The organism is Rhizobium sp. N122, from assembly GCF_002211295.1.
Lineage (GTDB): Bacteria > Pseudomonadota > Alphaproteobacteria > Rhizobiales > Rhizobiaceae > Rhizobium.
Map to the genome: position 1 here is coordinate 266,451 of NZ_LOKU01000001.1, position 15,069 is coordinate 281,519.

General features: G+C 60.8%; 16 protein-coding genes. 7 read left to right on the forward strand and 9 right to left on the reverse strand.

Annotation, left to right across the window (positions count from 1 at the left end; all coding sequences use genetic code 11):
- Positions 1-19: 19 nt before the first annotated feature.
- On the reverse strand, positions 20-226 hold the full coding sequence (locus ATY75_RS01170; protein ID WP_064844657.1) for a hypothetical protein: 207 nt from the start codon (positions 224-226) through the stop codon (positions 20-22).
- Between the two features lie 171 nt (positions 227-397).
- On the opposite strand from ATY75_RS01170, the gene ATY75_RS01175 reads away from it, so the two are divergent.
- Complete coding sequence (locus ATY75_RS01175; protein WP_088936117.1) at positions 398-892, forward strand: Lrp/AsnC ligand binding domain-containing protein; 495 nt, start codon at positions 398-400, stop codon at positions 890-892.
- 12 nt (positions 893-904) lie between these two features.
- On the opposite strand, the gene ATY75_RS01180 is transcribed toward ATY75_RS01175, so the two are convergent.
- A complete protein-coding gene (locus ATY75_RS01180; RefSeq protein WP_088936118.1) occupies positions 905-1,285 on the reverse strand; it encodes a helix-turn-helix domain-containing protein in 381 nt (126 codons plus the stop codon).
- 154 nt (positions 1,286-1,439) lie between these two features.
- On the opposite strand from ATY75_RS01180, the gene ATY75_RS01185 reads away from it, so the two are divergent.
- The 3 genes from ATY75_RS01185 (at position 1,440) to ATY75_RS01195 (ending at position 4,428) form a co-directional block, all read left to right on the forward strand.
- On the forward strand, positions 1,440-1,832 hold the full coding sequence (locus ATY75_RS01185; protein ID WP_088936119.1) for a DoxX family protein: 393 nt from the start codon (positions 1,440-1,442) through the stop codon (positions 1,830-1,832).
- A gap of 36 nt (positions 1,833-1,868) precedes the next feature.
- Positions 1,869-2,615: an SDR family oxidoreductase gene (locus ATY75_RS01190; RefSeq protein WP_088936120.1), complete on the forward strand. Its 747-nt coding sequence runs from the start codon at positions 1,869-1,871 to the stop codon at positions 2,613-2,615.
- Between the two features lie 160 nt (positions 2,616-2,775).
- Positions 2,776-4,428, forward strand: coding sequence for an acyltransferase (locus tag ATY75_RS01195; protein ID WP_088936246.1), 1,653 nt, complete (start codon positions 2,776-2,778; stop codon positions 4,426-4,428).
- A 15-nt stretch (positions 4,429-4,443) separates the two neighbouring features.
- Here ATY75_RS01195 and ATY75_RS01200 read toward each other — a convergent pair whose 3' ends face one another.
- The gene (locus tag ATY75_RS01200; protein ID WP_088936121.1) at positions 4,444-5,331 is read right to left on the reverse strand and encodes a LysR substrate-binding domain-containing protein; all 888 of its coding nucleotides are present in this window, start codon (positions 5,329-5,331) and stop codon (positions 4,444-4,446) included.
- Positions 5,332-5,441: 110 nt separating this feature from the next.
- Between ATY75_RS01200 and ATY75_RS01205 the strand changes: the two genes are divergently transcribed.
- From ATY75_RS01205 to ATY75_RS01215, 3 genes are read left to right on the forward strand one after another with little or no spacing between them, the layout of a single operon-like run.
- Positions 5,442-6,695, forward strand: coding sequence for an aromatic ring-hydroxylating dioxygenase subunit alpha (locus tag ATY75_RS01205; protein ID WP_088936122.1), 1,254 nt, complete (start codon positions 5,442-5,444; stop codon positions 6,693-6,695).
- Positions 6,685-7,776 (forward strand): FAD-binding oxidoreductase, encoded by a 1,092-nt coding sequence (locus ATY75_RS01210; protein ID WP_088936123.1) that lies wholly within the window; start codon positions 6,685-6,687, stop codon positions 7,774-7,776. The genes ATY75_RS01205 and ATY75_RS01210 overlap by 11 nt, the downstream gene beginning before the upstream one ends.
- A gap of 39 nt (positions 7,777-7,815) precedes the next feature.
- A complete protein-coding gene (locus tag ATY75_RS01215) occupies positions 7,816-9,096 on the forward strand; it encodes a Xaa-Pro peptidase family protein (protein WP_088936124.1) in 1,281 nt (426 codons plus the stop codon).
- Between the two features lie 111 nt (positions 9,097-9,207).
- On the opposite strand, the gene ATY75_RS01220 is transcribed toward ATY75_RS01215, so the two are convergent.
- From ATY75_RS01220 to ATY75_RS01245, 6 genes are all read right to left on the reverse strand, one after another.
- On the reverse strand, positions 9,208-10,221 hold the full coding sequence (locus ATY75_RS01220; protein ID WP_064844672.1) for a GlxA family transcriptional regulator: 1,014 nt from the start codon (positions 10,219-10,221) through the stop codon (positions 9,208-9,210).
- A gap of 40 nt (positions 10,222-10,261) precedes the next feature.
- The gene (locus ATY75_RS01225) at positions 10,262-11,260 is read right to left on the reverse strand and encodes a 4-hydroxyproline epimerase (protein ID WP_088936247.1); all 999 of its coding nucleotides are present in this window, start codon (positions 11,258-11,260) and stop codon (positions 10,262-10,264) included.
- A 14-nt stretch (positions 11,261-11,274) separates the two neighbouring features.
- Positions 11,275-12,126, reverse strand: a complete 852-nt coding sequence (locus tag ATY75_RS01230; protein ID WP_088936125.1) for an ABC transporter permease subunit — start codon at positions 12,124-12,126, stop codon at positions 11,275-11,277.
- Positions 12,123-12,971: a proline/glycine betaine ABC transporter permease gene (locus tag ATY75_RS01235; RefSeq protein WP_088936126.1), complete on the reverse strand. Its 849-nt coding sequence runs from the start codon at positions 12,969-12,971 to the stop codon at positions 12,123-12,125. The genes ATY75_RS01230 and ATY75_RS01235 overlap by 4 nt, the downstream gene beginning before the upstream one ends.
- Positions 12,972-12,992: 21 nt before the next feature.
- A complete protein-coding gene (locus ATY75_RS01240; protein WP_088936127.1) occupies positions 12,993-14,084 on the reverse strand; it encodes a glycine betaine/L-proline ABC transporter ATP-binding protein in 1,092 nt (363 codons plus the stop codon).
- Positions 14,085-14,168: 84 nt separating this feature from the next.
- Positions 14,169-15,020: a glycine betaine ABC transporter substrate-binding protein gene (locus tag ATY75_RS01245; protein ID WP_088936128.1), complete on the reverse strand. Its 852-nt coding sequence runs from the start codon at positions 15,018-15,020 to the stop codon at positions 14,169-14,171.
- Positions 15,021-15,069: the final 49 nt, after the last annotated feature.

Genomic DNA, 15,069 nt, shown 5'->3' on the forward strand with positions numbered 1-15,069 from the left:
TGATTAGTGAATGTTGCGTCTAACGGATAAATGGAACACCGGGCTCGTCGTCCCAGGTGTCACTATCCGTAAAAATCGGGCCGGAATATTCCGTCTCGTGAAGCGGACGCGCATGGGGCTTGTCGCGCTTGAGGGTGAATGCGGCTGCGACCGCTCTTATCGCCACCGGCCGGTAGTGAGCGAGCAGATCGGGTTTTTGATCGCCATCGGCTTTTCTCTCGTGCATCTATGCCCCCTGTTTGCGCGTCGCAGCTACCGGGCCTGGCAATGCGCCAAGCGGCTGCGCCCTTCCTCCCAGTGCCGACGCATAATCTAACACAGTCGCAAATCACGATCTCACTTGATTTCAACGGTTTTCAACCTGTATGAACCTATAAACAGATAACTGAGAGTTAAAATGGCCACAGAAACCGACGTCTTTAGTGAATTAGACCAGTTCGACAGAAAGATCCTCGCGGCACTCGCCGAGGACGGCAGGCTGTCGATCACCGATCTCGCCGCGCGCGTCGGGCTTTCGAAGACACCATGCCAGATTCGCTTCAAACGACTGATCAGCGACGGCTATATCGAAGGCTTCAAGGCGGTTCTCAATCCGTCGAAAATGCAGCTCGACCACATCGCCTTCGTCGAGGTGAAGCTTTCCGACACCCGCGAGGATGCGCTGAAAAGCTTCAACGAGGCCATCAAGAAGATCCGGGAAGTCGAGGAATGCCATATGATCGCCGGCCGGTTCGACTATCTCCTGAAGATCCGCACCCGCGACATCGGCCGCTACCGCCGCGTGCTGGGCGAACGGATCTCGACGCTGCCCCACGTTGCCAACACCTCGACGAATGTGGCGATGGAGACGATCAAGGAAGGCTGGGACAAATTCGGTTCGAGCCTTTCGTGATTGTGAAGCAGTTCAGCGATCTCTCGCTTTCCGCCCGCGTGCGCTCGGCTTCACCGGCACGCTTTTGCCGTACTCGTTCCACCATGCGGTCAAAGCTTCCATCGTGGGGCCGAGGCCCCGCGCTTTTTGCGTGATCTCATATTCGACGCGCGGAGGAACCTCCGCAAAGATGGTGCGGGATACCAAACCGTCCGCTTCGAGTTCGCGAAGTTGCGCCGTCAGCATGTGTTGGGTGATGCCGGGAATAGCCTTTCTCAATTCGCCGAACCGATAGACCCGCTGATTAAGCAGCCACATGACTTCCAGCTTCCATTTGCCGGAGAGCAGCGCGAAGGCCCGCCGCATCTCTTCATGCATATTGACTTCGCCTTCGGCCATGGTCTGCTTTTCCATACTAACAGCAAGTAAATCATCCTACTTGCAAATATAAATGTTAGACGACATTTCTCTGCACGCACAAGAGGGCGCAGGAAAACCGCTTCTCAAAACAAACCGACAGACTCGACGAGAGGAATGTTGCTGCGTGGGCAGCGACAGAGATGAACTCATGCCTGAATATTACGTCTACTGGATCAGCACGGCACTTCTGTCCGCGCTCTACCTCGCCTCAGCCACCATCTATGTCACCAAGCGAGACTGGGTTCGCCAGGTTCTGGCGGAACTCGGATACAAGGCTTCCTATCTCATTCCATTCATGATCGTCATCAAGGTTCTCGGCCCGGTCGCGATCCTTTCACGCGTCAGCATGCCGCTCAGCGATCTCGCCTATGCCGGCATCTTCTTCCACCTGCTGCTCTCGGGCCTCGCGCATATCGGCGTTCGAAAACCCGCCGGCGCCCTGCCCGCGGCGATCGGCCTGGCGCTGCTCGTCACCTCGTTCATGACGCAGAACGACGCCCGCATGGTCCCCTCCCCCTACGTTCACGCCGCTATGCGCTGACGCCCAATAACCCCAACCCCAATCAAGGAGATAGAGATGGGTCGACTCAATGGAAAAGTTGCCATCGTCACAGGCGCAAGCCGCGGCATTGGCCGCGCCACTGCTAAGCTCTTTGCCTCCGAAGGCGCGAAGGTCGCAATTCTCTCGCGAACATCAGAAGGCGTCGAACGTGTCGTCGCAGAGATCGTCGAAGCGGGCGGCGCGGCACTCGGCGTCATCTGCGACGTCGGAGAGACCGACCGGATCACGGCCGCGGTGGACAAGGTTGTCGCCGTATATGGCCGCATCGACATTCTCGTAAACAACGCTTTCGATGGTTCCGCGGTCTTGTCTTCGGTTGTCGACCTCTCGGTCGAGCAGTTGCAACGGAACTTCCACACCGGGCCGATCGCCTATGTGCGCTTCATGCAGGCTTGCTATCCTCACCTGAGGGAAAGCGGAGAAGGCCGTATCATCAACTTCGGCTCCATGGCGGCCACCAGCGGACTGGCCGGTTATGGCCCTTACAACATGGCCAAGGAGGCAGTGCGCGCGCTGACCCGCACGGCGGCACGCGAATGGGGTGCCGACAAGATCACGGTGAATAACGTCCTGCCGATCGCGGACACCTGGGGCGCTGCCGAAAAGGAGGTTCCTCCGCCAGCGAATGCCCTGGCTCGTTTCGGCTCGCCGGAAGAGGACATTGCACCGGTCGTCCTGTTCCTTGCCAGCAAAGATTCGCAGTTCATCACCGGCTACAGCCTTACCCCGGACGGCGGCGCCATCATCGACAGCGCTCGCTAATGGCCGGTGATCTAGGGGCGCAATAGGTTGCGCCCCTTTGTCCGATCGACCGCTCGATCCGGTCTTGCTTTCGCACGAATCACACCATCTGATGCACTGCAAGGCAGGGTCGCTGAAGCCAGACGGACGGTCGGCGGTCGACATCGATATTGAGGAACAGATGGATCACGCCAACGGCCCGCAAGCATCGGCGAACGAGCAACGGGAAGCGCGCAGGCTTCAATTTCTTCCCTGGGAGCGCATCGCGGCAGATCTCGATCATCCCGCTCACCTCGCCCGCAAGGCGGAGCTCAGACGCTCATGCAGCGCCGAATTGGCCGAGACGTCCTATATAGCCGAACAGGCCGCGATCTTCACCGAAAGCCTGACGGTGGGCGAGCGGTCCTGGATTGCGGGGCACGCGCTGGTTCGGGGTGATGTGATCCTCGGCGACGATTGCTCGATCAACCCCTATGCCTGCGTTTCCGGCAAGGTGACCTGCGGCAATGGCGTACGGATCGCCTCGCATGCGTCGATCGTTGGTTTCAATCATGGCTTCGACGATCCTGATCGACCTATCCATCGCCAGGGCGTCGTCAGCATCGGCATCGTCATCGGCGACGATGTCTGGATCGGCGCCAATTGCGTGATCCTCGATGGTGTCACCATTGGAAATGGCGCGGTGATCGCCGCCGGGGCTGTGGTCACGCAGGACATCCCCGCCTTGTCGATTGCCGGCGGCGTGCCGGCAAAGGTGCTGCGGCGCCGCGGTGCGGCGGCCAGGAAATCCGGCGCTGCGGATATCGAAGATCAGCTGCTCAGGCTTGGCCAGAAAGCGAAAGAGCAATGGCCGGACATTCTCGCACGCTGGAAAACACCTGAGGCCTATGAATCACTGGAAGCGGACGGTGTCAGGAGACCGGCGATCCGGCATCTCTGCGATGCAATCGAGATCGCAGCCGGCTTCGGCCATATGCCGCCCGGGCTCGATCGGTCGGAGACCATCGAGCTTCTCCAAGGTCTCCAGGACGAGGAGACAGGCTTTTTCCCGGAAGAGCGTTCGCAGGTGCATGGCCGGACGTTGAGGGAGGATCCGAAAGCGCTCTACAATGTGCTTTCGGTCGGCTATGCGCTTGAACTGCTCGGCTCCGGGCCACGGCATCCCATCCCAGCGGTGCAACTCAATGCTGACGAGCTGGACCAGTGGTTAGGCGCCCTACCCTGGTCGAGCCGGGCATGGCACGCCGGCAGCGTGGTCGACGCCATCGGAACGGCCATCTATTTCAATGCCAAGTATTTCGGCATCAGGGATTCACGCCAGCAGTTGTTCGAGTGGCTGAGCCGCAATGCCAACAGAATCTCTGGGCTATGGGGCGAACCGACTGCGCTCGAAGGATGGCTCCAGCCGGTGAACGGCTTTTACCGACTGACGCGTGGCACCTACGCGCAGTTCGGCATGCCGCTCCCCCACCCGCATGCCGCGCTCGAAACGGTTCATCTCAATTATCGCAATCACACGGGCTTCGTTGCTCAGAAATACAATGCCTGCAACCTGCTCGACACGATCCATCCGTTGCTGCTGATTGCCCGGCAGACCGATTACCGGCGGGCCGATGGCGAGGCGATTGCCCGCAATCTCATTTCGCGAGCCCCGGATAGATGGCGGGATGGCGAAGGATTCCCCTTCGCCAACGGTGGTGAACCGAGCTTGCAGGGCACGGAAATGTGGCTTTCGGTCATTCACCTGGCGGCCGATTTTCTCGGCCTGTCGGATCGCTTCGTCTTCGTGCCGAAGGGTGTACACCGGACGGCAACTCCGGGGTTGGGCTTGTAGCTTTGGCCTTTTCGATCAACCGTGCAATGATGCCGTCAGCCAAGCGGCAGCAAGGTCGCGCGCATTGGTTCGCTTGGCCTTGACGGGCACGATGACATTGTAACGGCCTTCGGCGGCAAGCTCGCTGCTGTCGGCCTGCACCAGGGTTCCGTCCTCCAAAAACGTGCCGACCAGCATGCGCCATCCCAGCGCGACCCCCTGCCCGGCGCGGGCGGCGGCGATGGTTTCGGTATAGTGGTTGAACCGAAGCGATGGCTTGACGTCGATATTCGCGCCAATCAGCGAAACCCATTGCGACCAGTTGTACCAGGACCGATCGACAACGTCCGTTTCGATGAATTCGTCGGCCGAGCCGAGCCGCCCATCTCCTCGGCGCCTGAGATAATCGGGAGAGCAGACGGGGGAAATGACGTCGCCGCGCGAGGCGATGACGGTCCCGTCGCTGAAGGGCGGCAGGCCGTAGCGGATCGCCACATCGACCTCTCCGCCGTCGAGCGCAATCGGGCTGTCCTGGGAGATCACCCGCACCAGAATGCCGGGATTGGCCCGGCGGAATTCGGCAAGCCGCGGCAGCAGCCAGAAGGAAGAGAAGGCGACGGTCGCGCCGATCGTCACCACGTCCTGGCTACGCGACTGCATCGCCTCCACACTCTCGGCAATATCGGCCAAGCTCTTTGCGAGCGTTGCGCCGAGGCTGATGCACGCCGCCGTCGGTTCGATCGCCCGGTGTTTGCGCACAAACAGCGCCTGGCCGAACTCCTCCTCCAGCAGCGCAATCTGCCTGCTGACCGCCGCCTGGGTGACGCCGAGTTCACTCGCGGCCCTGGTGAAGCTTTTCCTGCGCAGCACCGCCTCCAGGGTCACCAGCGCCGTCAGCGACGGAAGCCGTCTTCGAAATTGCATCGTGATGGCCTTTTCACATGAGAAAAGATTATGCGAACGTGATTTTTTATGCCGTTGAAAGCCCGATGCTGCAAGAGCAATCTAGGGAAACTCTCACATAAGAGGTTCTCATGCTAAACAGGCTTCCATCCACGATTTCAGCGTTGCTCGACTCCCGCTCGGAAGGCCATTCGCTGCCGGCCGGCCTCTACATCCGCGAAGACGTGTTCGAAGCGGATATCGAGGTCTTTTTCCACAAGCACTGGATCTGCGTCGGCCTCGACTGCGATGTTCCCGAACCCGGCGACGCTACGGTCGTCGATATCGGCAAGACGAGCCTGATCCTGCTGCGCGACGACGACGGCGAAATCCGCGTGCTGCACAATGTCTGCCGCCATCGCGGTTCCCGTCTTCTCAACCCGGGCAAGACGATCGTTTCGAAGCTCGTCTGTCCCTATCACACCTGGACCTACGAGCTGACGGGCGAGCTCAGCTACGCCCCCCATATGGGCAAGGAATTCGACAAGGATTGTCACGGTCTGAAGCCCGTTACCTTCAAATCGATCGGCGGCCTGATTTACGTCTGCCTGTCCGACAATCCACCCGAGGACATTGCCGGCCTCGAACAGGCAATGGTCGAGCGCCTCGCGCCCTACGATATCCGCAATGCCAAGATCGCCCACCAGACCGACGTCATCGAGGACGGCAACTGGAAGCTGACGATGGAGAACAATCGCGAGTGCTATCACTGCTCCGCCAACCATCCGGAGCTTTGCGTCTCCTTCGTCGATCTCGACTTCGGCTTCGATCCCGAAACGCTGAGCCCGGAAGATCGCGAACAGGCCGAGGAGCATTTCCGGCTTTACGAGGCGCGCACGCAGGCATGGGAAGCCGATGGCTTCCCGTCGGCTGCCGTCGAGCAGCTTTCCGACTGCGCCACGAATTTCCGCACGCAACGGCTGATCATATCGGGCGCAGGCGAATCCCAGACCCACGACGCCACCGCCGCTTCGTCGAAGCTCCTCGGGCAGATGATCCGTAAGGATCTCGGCGACACGCATCTCTGGGGTCATAACAGCTGGAACCACTTCATGGGCGACCATGCCGTCGTGGCAACCGTCATCCCGCTCTCGGCCGGCAAGACGCTGGTGAGAACCAAGTGGCTGGTGCACAAGGACGCCGTCGAAGGGGTCGATTACGATCTTGACAAGCTGACGGATGTCTGGGTTGCAACGACGGACCAGGACGCCGATCTCGTCGCCCGTTCCCATGCCGGGGCTCTCGATCCCGCCTATCGGCCAGGCCCCTATTCCCGCTTTTCCGAGACGAACCTCGACAAGTTCGCCACCTGGTACATCGACCGGATGCGCGCTCATGGATACTAGGACCCCGCAAGTGCTGCTCGCAAAGGCCGCCCGTCACGACGTCTGGAATCCTGAGGAAGACGATGCGCTCGTCTGCCTCGACGTCCAGCAGGAGACCCACGACGTCAAGACCTTCACCTTCGCCTCCCCTAACGGCAAGCGCTTCGCCTTCAAGGCCGGCCAGTATTTTCTCTTCGACCTCGAGCACAATGGAGAGGCGGAAAGCCGGTGCTACAGCATCTCCTCTTCGCCGCATCGCACGAACGCCTTCTCCGTCACGGTGAAGCGCGTTCCGGGCGGCAAGATCTCCAACTGGCTGCACGATACGCTGGTTCCGGGCGCGTCCGTCAAGGCGAACGGCCCGCTCGGCCATTTCGTCCGGTCGGAGGCGTCGAAGCCAAAACTTCTGCTGCTCTCGGGTGGCTCCGGCATCACCCCGGTCATGTCCATTCTGCGGGAACTTGCCGACAGCTGCGAACCCGCCGACGTTGTCTTCATGCATGCGGCGCGCACGCCGCAGGATCTGATCTTCCGCGACGAACTCGCCTGCATCGCCCGTAGATTGAAGGGCCTTCGGCTCCACTTCCTGCCGGAGACCGTTGCGGGCGAGGCGTCCTGGCCGGGTCTCACCGGGCGTATTTCGGCAGACTATGTCAGGCTTGCGGTTCCCGATATCGCCGAGCGGACGGTGATGTGCTGCGGCCCCGCCCCGTTCATGGCGGCCGCACGCAGCATTTCCGCGGAGCTCGGCGTTCCCGGCGCGCACTATCTGGAGGAAAGCTTCGACGCCGCGGTCATCGACGAGCCTGAAATCCCGGCGATTCAGGAAGCGGCCGCCAAGGTCTTTCAGGTCACTTTCTCGAAGCAGGCCCGCAGCATCGAGGTAACAGGCGACCAGAGCGTGCTCTCCTGTGCGAAGAAGTCAGGTGTCAGGATTCCATCCTCCTGCGCCAACGGCGTCTGCGGCACCTGCAAGTCGAAGCTCACGTCAGGCACGGTCGACATGAACCATAATGGCGGCATCCGCCAGCGGGAAATCGACGCCGGCTTTTTCCTGCCCTGCTGCTCGAAGCCGCTCAGCGATCTCGTCATCGAACGCTGAGCGACACCGCGTCAATCACCAACAACAGGAATCACGCGGATGCTGCGAGACGACAACGATTCCGTCGAGCTGAGCGGCTCGACCGTCTTCAAGGATGAGCGAAAGCAGGCCTACCTCAATCCCGATGGCGCGGACCGGCCCCTCATCAGTCCGGTGACGGCGGCCACACTCGACCGGGCACGCCGCTACCGGCTGGGGCGGCTGCGCATGAAGATGCGCGAATGGGATTGCGGCGCCCTGCTGCTCTACGATCCCGTCAACATCCGCTATGCCTTCGACTCGTCGAATATGAGCATCTGGACGATGCATAATCCGTCGCGTTACGCGCTGATCCTGGCCGACGGCCCAGCCATCATGTTCGAATTCGAAGGCGCCGAACATGTCAATGACGGGCTGCCCGGCATCGACGAGATCCGGCCGTCGAAATCCTGGATCTTCTTCACGGCAGGCAATCTCGTGGAGCCGCGCCTGAAGGCCTGGGCAGACGAGATCGACGACCTCGTCAAGGGCAATGGCCGCAACAGGCGCATTGCGATCGACCGGCTCGAACCATCAGGCGCCTTCGAACTGACGGAACGCGGCTTTACGCTGCTCGACGGCCAGGAACTGGCTGAACGTGCTCGGTCGATCAAGAGCGCCGATGAAATCGATTTGATGCGCTGGACGATCCGCGTTTGCGAAGCGGGCATGGCGCGGATGTACGAGGTTTCCGAACCAGGCCGCACCGAGCGGGAAATCTGGGCCGAGCTGCACTTCGAAAATGCCCGCAGCGGCGGCGAATGGCTGGAAACCAAGCTGCTGACCGGGGGCGCGAGAACCAATCCCTGGTATCAGGAATGTTCCGATTACATCATCAAGCGCGGCGAGATGATATCCTTCGACACCGATATGATCGGCCCCTACGGCTATTGCGCCGACCTCTCGCGCTCATGGACCTGTAGCCATGTCGCGATGAATGCCAAACAGAAGGAGCTTTACGCGGCAGCCAGAGATCAGATCGAACACAATCTGTCGGTCATCCGGCCCGGCATGACGTTCCGCGAATTCAACGAATTGTCGTGGCAGATCCCGGAAAAATATCAGCCCTATCGCTACACGCTCGCCCTGCACGGCACCGGCATGGCGGACGAATGGCCGGGCGTGCTCTTGCATCCGGATTTCGATCCCGATTTCAGCGGCATCATCGAGGAGAACATGGTGCTCAACGTCGAAAGCCTGATCGCCGAAGCCGGATCGGAGAGCATCAAGCTGGAGACCCAGGCCCTGATCACATCAAAGGGCGCGGAGCGGCTGGACACCTTTCCGTGGGAAGAGATCTGAGGTGCGTTTAAAGCATGTCGCGCAAAAGTGTGCTGCGGTTTTGCGGCAACGACATGCGAAAAAACAAAGACCTAAAGCGCAAGGAGCGAATCTGAAAGATCGCGAAGCGCTTTAGTGCGCTCTCAAAGCGGCTGCGCGATGCTGTGACGGCGTCTGCCCGAAAGTCCGCTTGAAGGTTCGCGTGAACTGCGAGGCATTCTCGAAGCCGACATCAAGCGCGATCTCGATCAGCGGCGCCTTCGACTGGACCAGAATGGATTTTGCCCGCTCCATGCGAACCCGATTATAGGCCTTGGCAGGAGACATTCCCGTCTTGTCGATGAAAATTCTCTCCAACTGCCGCCTCGACAGGCCAACCATGCCGGCGAGCTTCTGGATCGATATGCTGCCGTCGACGAACTGTTCCATCGTAATCATCGCCGCCTTGACGCGGGCGTCGTCATAATCGTCATACAGCGGACGGCGGGGCTGGATATCCGCCGGCGCCCGGGCCTTCTCGATCTGAAGCACCTCAAGCGCATTTCGCTCGGCATCCCGGCTGATATATTTCCTGACCAGCAACGCCGCCATGTCGGCCGCACTGCTGCCGCCGGCGCAGGATCCGCGTTGACGGTCGAGATTGAAAAGCCGGTCGGAGCGAACGCCATGATCGGGAAACCGCTCGCGAAACTCCTTGTAATGCAGCCAGCTCACGCAGGACTCGTGCCGCTTCATCAGGCCAGCGGCCGCAAGAATGAACGAGCCCGTGCAAACGCCGATCAGCGGCACCTTCTTGGCATCCGCTTGCCTCAGGAAGGTGATGGTCTGTTGGTCGACAGGGTTCTCCACCGTCAGAAGCCCGCCGACGACCACGATGTAATCGAACTTCAACGGATCGACGAAATCGGAGGTCGGGGCAACCTGAACGCCGCAGCTCGAGGTGATCAGATGCCGCGTGCTGCCGATCACCTGCCAATCTGCAAGCACCCTCCCGGAGCGATCCTGCTCGTCGCTGGCAAGCCGCAGCGTGTCGATGAAGAGTGCGAAGGCCGACAGCGTAAATGACCGCGACAGCACGAATCCCACTTTAAGCCGAGCACCGGGTTTCGCGGCGCCGTCTCCCTGCCGATGCTGCTCCGGTCGCATAGTCATCTCCTTGCCGCCTCCCAAAACTCGGAAAATGCGCTCATCGAATTTGAAAACCGTGTGCCAGCGGATCACGGTCGTCAACAAAAATGGTGTTGTGGCCGATGACCCGTGCCCAGCCGCCAATGCTTGGAAGAATGCCGCGATAAGGTCCGACCCTCGCCTCGGCTTCGACCCGGCCCTCGAAAATGGTTCCGATCAGGCTTTCGTGACGGTATTTCGACCCGACATCGAGCCGCCCCTTGCCATGGAGCTGAGCCATGCGCGCCGAAGTGCCGGTGCCGCCCGGCGACCGATCGATGGCCTTGTCGCCGTAGAAGACCGCACAGCGTCCGTCCGAGACGTCGTTGACGGGACGGTCGCACCAGATCGCATGATGCACGCCGCGGATCCTGGCATCGTCGGGATGGACGGGATCGCAGACATCGGCAAGCGCTGATCTCAGCTTCTGGCTGCAGCCGACGATATCGGATGCCGACATGCCGTCGAGCCCGCTCCAGTTCTCTTGCGGCTCGACAACTGCATAGTAGTTGCCGCCATAGGAAATATCGACGCGCAGACGGCCCATACCGGGCACATCGACCTCGACATCGGCCTCATGGAGATAGCTCGCCACATTGTGGAGACGAACGGAATCGACATAGCCGCCCTTCTCCTCATAGGTCACATCAACTCTGCCCGCCGGCGTTTCGATGGCGACCCTGCCGGGTTTGCGCGGCTTGACCAGCCCCTCCTCGATCGCAGCGGTCACGGTGCCGATCGTGCCGGCGCCGCACATCGGCAGGCAGCCGCTGACCTCGATGAAAAGAACGGCGAAATCGCAGTCTTCCCGATAGGGGGGATAGATGATCGAACCCGACATGATGTCATGCCCCCTCGGCTCGAACATCAGCGCCCTGCGGACCCAATCGTGGTCGCGGACGAAGATTTCCCGGCGCTCGCCCATCGGCACGTGCGGAAGCAGCGGACCGCCGCCGGCAACGAGGCGGACGGGGTTGCCGCAGGTATGCGCATCGATGCAGAAGAAGTTGTTTCTCATCCTCGTATCCTTGCTCATCTCGCCTTCGGCAGCCTGTCGCGGTCGAGCAGGCCACGGGACAACCGGTCGAGCAGAAGGGCGACCGCGACGATCGCCAGGCCTGCTCTCAGGCCAAGTCCCATCTCCATGCGCGTCAGGCCGCGCGTCACCTCGGCGCCGAGCCCGCCTGCGCCGACGAGGCCGGCCAGCACGACCATTGCCAGCGACAGAAGAATGCACTGGTTGAGCCCGACCAGCAGCGTCTGCTTGGCCAGAGGGATTTCGATCTTCCAGAGGATCGAGCGCGGCGGCGCGCCGATGGCGCTGCCGAGTTCGATGAAGACCTTCGGCACCTGGTTGAAAGCCAGCGTCGTCAGGCGCAGCATCGGCGGAATGCCGTAGACGATGGTGGCGATGATCGCCGGCACGCGCCCAAGGCTGAAGATCATCACCGCGGGAATGAGATAGACCCAGGGCGGCACGGTCTGCATCACGTCGAGGATCGGACGAACCACAGCCTCCAGAGTCTTGTGCCGCGAGCACAGGACGCCGACCGGAAAGGCGATGAGCACCGAGATCATGACGGCGACGCTGACCAGTGCAAGGGTCTGCATCGATGCCGTCCACAGCCCGACAAGCAGGCAGAAACCGAGGCAGAGCCCCGCAAGGATCGCGGCGCGCAGGCTGACGGCAAAGAACGCCAGGACGACGACAATCGCGATCAACGCATAGGGCGGCACGAAGAGCAGCGCCGCCTCGATTGCCGAAAGCACCGTTTCCACCAGATAGCTGATGGCCGCAAACAGCGGGTGAAGATTGGTGTTGAGCCAATCGACCGATGGAGCCAGGAAGGCGCCGGGCGAAAACTGCAAGGTCGAAAGATTCATGCTTTCCTCCCTGTTCCCAAGCGAGCGGCACTCTGGGTTATCCGGTCAATCACCATGGTCAATACCACGATAGCGATCGCTCCATTGATTGAGGTGGCGATGTCGAGTGTCCTGATCGCGCCGTAGATCGTTTCTCCGAGCCCGCCGGAACCGACGATGCCGGCGATGACAACCATGCCGAAGGCCATCATCAGACTCTGATTGATGCCTGCCATGATGCTCGGCAGCGCGAAGGGAAGACGGATCTTGAAGAACATTCTTGCCGGCGTCATGCCGAGCGCCTCTCCAAGTTCGATGAATTCCTTGGGAGTCATGCGGATGCCGAGCGAGGTCAGGCGGATGGCCGGCGGCACTGCGACGATCACGGTCGCAATCAGCGCCGTCGCCGGTCCGTAGCCGAGCAGGGCGATCGCCGGCAGCAGGTAGATATAGGGTGGAAGCGTCTGGATCAGATCGAGACCCGGCTCCATGAAGCGATCGAAGGCGGTGAAGAAGCCGGCGGCGATGCCGATCGGGATACCGATCGCCAAGGCAATCACAGTCGCGGTCAGGACCAGAGCGAGCGTGCTCATCGTCTCCGGCCAGAGCCCCATCGAAAAACAAAGCGCCAGGGCGACGCCGCTCAAGAGGGCGAACCAGACATTGACCAGCCGCCAGCCGATCAGCGCCACGACCAGAGTGATCACGTAGAATGGCGGAAGCTGCAGCAACCAGAGGATGCCGTCATAAAGCCCTTCGAGAACCTGTCTGATATAGTCGAAGAGGAACTCTCCGTTGTCGCTCACCCATTCGAGTGCTGCGTCCGTCCATTCGTCGAAAACATCGGTGAAGGCTGAACTATCCATGTCAATCACCTCCAGTTGGGGTCACGCCGCGGTGAGATCGTGGGCGGAGGTTCCCTTGACGCCCATCAGCAGGCTGCGCGGCGTGACCACGCCGACGACTTGATCATTGTCGACGACGGCGATAGCGTCGCGCTCCGACTGCATCGTCAAAGAGATGAGCTCGTCGATATCGGCGTCCGGCGTCGTGCGCGCCAGCGAGGCGATGTCGAAGTTCGGCGCGCCCTGCTGGAATTCGGCAACGCTGCGCATGACGGAATGCGCCTTGATCAAATGAAGGCGAGAGATACCAGCGACGAATTCGGCGACATAGGCGTCCGCCGGGTTGAGGATGATTTCTTCGGCCGTGCCGGTCTGGATGATGACGCCGTCCTTCATGATCGCGATGCGGTCGCCGATGCGGATCGCCTCGTCGAGATCATGGGTGATGAAGACGGCGGATTTGCCGAGAGCTTTGGTCAGCTGGCGGAATTCATCCTGGAGCTGGCGCCGGATCAGCGGGTCGAGCGCGCTGAAGGGCTCGTCCATCAGGATGATTTCGGGGTCGGAGGCGAGCGCGCGGGCAAGCCCGACGCGTTGCTGCATGCCGCCGGAAAGCTCACTGGGATAGCGGCTCAGCCAGTCGGCGAGGCCGACCTTCTCAAGGGCGGCAGCGGCGGTCTTGTTCCGCTCCGCCTTTGCAATGCCCTGGACCTCGAGGCCGAAGGCCGCGTTTTCGAGCACCGTCCGGTGCGGCAGCAGCGCGACGCTCTGAAACACCATGCCGATGTTCTTGGCGCGCATCTGCCTGAGATCGACCGGCGACAGGCTTGCGAGGTCGCGCCCCTTGACGAGGACCTTGCCGGAGCTCGGTGTAATCAGCTTGTTGAGAAGGCGGATGAGCGTCGATTTTCCGCTTCCCGACAGTCCCATGATGCAGAAGATTTCGCCGCGCCGGACTTCGATGCTCGCATCGGAGACGCCGACGACGCAGTTGAATTCCTTGAGGACCTCTGTCTTGCCGAGGCCGCGCTCCTTGATCGATTTCATCGCGGCGGCGGATTTGCCCCCGAAGACCTTCCAGAGGGATTGGCAGTCGATCAGAACATCCTTGGCATCGATATTGGCGGTTTTCATAGCGATCCCCTTTGAGCCAATGGCGCTGGCTTCTTCATTAGGATTGAAGGTGGCCGCCCGACGGATCGGGCGGCCAGGACGCGATTACTTCTTCTTGATGTTTTCCCAGCGCTTGATCAGGTCGGCATGGCTGCCGATCCAATCCTGCACAGCCTGATCCATGGTCTTGCCGTCCTTGACTGCACCGTTGATGGTGGTGATGTCGGCGATCGGCACGTAGACGCTGGCCATGACTTCGCGGGCATGCGGATATTCTTCCGAGAAGCCCTTATGGCCGATCCAGTAGTAGCTCTGCGGCGGCGGGAAGACGCCCTTCGGATCCTTGAGGTACTTGACCTCGTACTTCTGGACCATCCACGACGGCTCCCAGATCGTGACCGCGATCCATTCCTGGCGGTCGTAGGCAGACTTCAGCGCCGCCGTCATCGCGGCGGTGCTGCCTTCGACGAGCTGGAGTTTCAGGCCGTAATCCTTGACCGCATTCGCCGTATCGCGCATCAGGCCCGCACCCGGTTCGATGCCGATGATCTTGCCGCCGAACTTGTCGGCGTTTTCATTGAGCTGTTCGAGCGAGTCGATCGGAACGTATTTCGGAACGGCGACACCCTGATAGAGGCCGTGCGAAACCGGGGAAATCTTTTCGAGACGATTCTTGTTCTTGTCCCAATAGTCCTGGGCGACGTAGTCGGTCTGCGAGGTGAGAGCCTGGATATCGCCCTTGGCAAGAGCGGCATAGGCAATGCCCCATTCGGAGAACTCGGTCACCTTGACGGTGTAGCCGGCATCTTCGAGAACCTTCTTGGTAATGCCGGTGATGGGCGTCAGATCTTCCCACGACATCGTGCCGAGAGTGATCGTCTTTTCCTCAGCGCGAGCAGGAAGAATGCTCATCCCGATCACCGCAGCGGCGCAAAGCGCCTTCCACAAAATCTTCATTGTTCTTACTCCTGGTTTTCGTTCCCGTACTCATCGAAGTCTGCAGGCG

Excerpts from the sequence above, each read along its gene's own strand:
- ATY75_RS01170 (WP_064844657.1), bottom strand. The coding sequence starts at position 226 with ATGCACGAGAGAAAAGCCGATGGCGATCAAAAACCCGATCTGCTCGCT.
- ATY75_RS01175 (WP_088936117.1), top strand. The coding sequence starts at position 398 with ATGGCCACAGAAACCGACGTCTTTAGTGAATTAGACCAGTTCGACAGA.
- ATY75_RS01180 (WP_088936118.1), bottom strand. The coding sequence starts at position 1,285 with ATGGAAAAGCAGACCATGGCCGAAGGCGAAGTCAATATGCATGAAGAG.
- ATY75_RS01185 (WP_088936119.1), top strand. The coding sequence starts at position 1,440 with ATGCCTGAATATTACGTCTACTGGATCAGCACGGCACTTCTGTCCGCG.
- ATY75_RS01190 (WP_088936120.1), top strand. The coding sequence starts at position 1,869 with ATGGGTCGACTCAATGGAAAAGTTGCCATCGTCACAGGCGCAAGCCGC.
- ATY75_RS01195 (WP_088936246.1), top strand. The coding sequence starts at position 2,776 with ATGGATCACGCCAACGGCCCGCAAGCATCGGCGAACGAGCAACGGGAA.
- ATY75_RS01200 (WP_088936121.1), bottom strand. The coding sequence starts at position 5,331 with ATGCAATTTCGAAGACGGCTTCCGTCGCTGACGGCGCTGGTGACCCTG.
- ATY75_RS01205 (WP_088936122.1), top strand. The coding sequence starts at position 5,442 with ATGCTAAACAGGCTTCCATCCACGATTTCAGCGTTGCTCGACTCCCGC.
- ATY75_RS01210 (WP_088936123.1), top strand. The coding sequence starts at position 6,685 with ATGGATACTAGGACCCCGCAAGTGCTGCTCGCAAAGGCCGCCCGTCAC.
- ATY75_RS01215 (WP_088936124.1), top strand. The coding sequence starts at position 7,816 with ATGCTGCGAGACGACAACGATTCCGTCGAGCTGAGCGGCTCGACCGTC.
- ATY75_RS01220 (WP_064844672.1), bottom strand. The coding sequence starts at position 10,221 with ATGCGACCGGAGCAGCATCGGCAGGGAGACGGCGCCGCGAAACCCGGT.
- ATY75_RS01225 (WP_088936247.1), bottom strand. The coding sequence starts at position 11,260 with ATGAGAAACAACTTCTTCTGCATCGATGCGCATACCTGCGGCAACCCC.
- ATY75_RS01230 (WP_088936125.1), bottom strand. The coding sequence starts at position 12,126 with ATGAATCTTTCGACCTTGCAGTTTTCGCCCGGCGCCTTCCTGGCTCCA.
- ATY75_RS01235 (WP_088936126.1), bottom strand. The coding sequence starts at position 12,971 with ATGGATAGTTCAGCCTTCACCGATGTTTTCGACGAATGGACGGACGCA.
- ATY75_RS01240 (WP_088936127.1), bottom strand. The coding sequence starts at position 14,084 with ATGAAAACCGCCAATATCGATGCCAAGGATGTTCTGATCGACTGCCAA.
- ATY75_RS01245 (WP_088936128.1), bottom strand. The coding sequence starts at position 15,020 with ATGAAGATTTTGTGGAAGGCGCTTTGCGCCGCTGCGGTGATCGGGATG.